1 protein-coding gene is annotated in these 1,854 nt (G+C 68.5%); it reads right to left on the reverse strand.

Annotated features, from left to right (window positions below):
- Nucleotide 1: 1 nt before the first annotated feature.
- Entirely contained in the window at nucleotides 2–1,714 is a 1,713-nt protein-coding gene (locus ACHUEU_RS16430) for an HNH endonuclease signature motif containing protein (RefSeq protein ID WP_394217159.1), read from the reverse strand.
- Between the last annotated feature and the right edge of the window lie 140 nt (nucleotides 1,715–1,854).

The following is a 1,854-nucleotide window of genomic DNA, read 5'->3' on the forward strand; positions in this document are numbered from 1 at the left end:
GTCAGAAGGGTGGTGGGCCCAGGTCTTCCCAGGGTTCCGGGGGACTCTCGGGCTCCTGTGGTGGCGGGTGGTGTCCCGGTCGCAGCAGGGGTGGTTCCCCGGCGAAGTACTCGGGAAACGAGTCCTCCGTGCTCTCCTTCGGGTGCTCGGGAGGGAGCACCCGAGCGGGGCCGCCGGGTCCCGGGGGTGCGGGGTCGGCCGGTGCGGGTGCGGCCGGTACCGGTTCGGTGACTGGCTCTCCGGCGGGGGTGCCGCGCAGGAAGCAGGTCCAGGCGCGTGCGAGGTCCTCGGCGATCTGGAGGCTCGCGGTGTCGAGATCATCGCTCACGGTCACCACATCGCCGTCATGGCCGACGACCCAGCGGGTGCGGCCGGGCTCGGTGACAGCGGTCGGCAACCGGGTCGGGTCCAGCAGACCGGCCGTCTTGTCGAGGTGATGCTGCCAGCACAGCAGGTGGAGGTTCTCGATCTCGGTGAGCGCTCCCGCATCAGGCATCCCGCGCCGGCACTCCTGGATGTGATCGCATTCGGAGGCCCAGGAGGTGGGCCGGGTGCAGCCCGGCACCGCGCACATGCTGTGGCGCAGCCGGAGGTGTTCGAGCATCGCCGTCGAGGGCTGGTACCGCTGGGCCGGCAGCGGCAGGAAAGCCCCGCTGCTGGGATCGGTCAGCACCCGATACCAGGCCCCGGCGCTGCCGGCGAGGGAACGGGCCATCGACGGCGGCAACGGGACGGTGCCCTCGAGGCTGCCCGGCTCGTCCGACGCACCCAGCAGCGTGAGAGCAGGAACCGTGACGTTCAGCCGGAACCGCTCGGCCGGGACGGAGACTCCGTCGACGTCGAGCGTCGCCGAGCTCATCAGCGCGAAACGCAGCTCGGTCAAGGACCTGGCCCGGCCCGAGGCCAGGACGAGACCGTCCGGGTCATGCGGAATCGAAGTGCCCTCCCGCAGCGCGGTGCGCTGGGCGGTCTGGACCGCGCGGGCGGACTCATCCAACAGTTTCCACTGCGCGAGGATGTCGGGGATCGGACCGCTGATCTGCATGGTCCCCATCCCGGGCTCGACACTGGGCAGGAGCTCGACACTGCGGGCGAGACCGTCGAGAGGATCCGGCCGCTCCTCACGCTGCTCGAGCAGGGTGATGAGCTTCTTGAGCAGGGTGAAGAAACGTTCCGGACTGATATCCGGAGACCAGGACGCGACAGCAATATCCAGATTCTTCCGCGAATCATCCATCAGCGACCGCGAGGATTTCAGCATCTTCTGGAACCAGGTCGACGGCAGAACCCCGGACTCCAGCGCTGCCAGGCAGCGCGGGAACAGGTGCACCGCCTGATAGGCATCACGCAGATGCCACCCGGCAGCACCGGTCGTCACCCGCAGGGCGAGACCGGCACGCGCAGCATCAACAGCCTCGACCTCTGCCGTCTCCTCGTACTGCCCATCGTGCTCGTACAGCTCGGCCAGGGCACGATGCTTCTCCGCCAGACAGCGAGCCTCCTGCTTCTCCGCATCCCAGACACGCTGCGTCACGGCACTGAGCTGGGGATCATCCATGCTGCGCCCACGCAGAGGGAGACTGCTGCGGGTGAGCTCCTGGCGCGCGCTCACGTTCCGCAACCGCGGCGGCAGGGACGCGAGGAACGCCGCCTCGACAGCCTCATCACGACCGCCCTCATCGAACGGCGAGGACTGCTCCTCGATCGCGCTCATACCCCATCACCTCCCGACAGCCTCTCCTCGGCCCGCTGTCCGAGCGAACCACGAGCGACGGGCTCCTCTGCCCGTCCAACACCCCCGATTCTATCGAGACACCCCGACACTCGACAGAGATCACGACGATTGTGGATAAC

It is taken from the genome of Brachybacterium vulturis (assembly GCF_043641765.1).
Taxonomy (GTDB): domain Bacteria; phylum Actinomycetota; class Actinomycetes; order Actinomycetales; family Dermabacteraceae; genus Brachybacterium; species Brachybacterium vulturis_A.

Coding starts and splice junctions, on each gene's coding strand:
- ACHUEU_RS16430 (WP_394217159.1), bottom strand. CDS start 1,714: ATGAGCGCGATCGAGGAGCAGTCCTCGCCGTTCGATGAGGGCGGTCGT.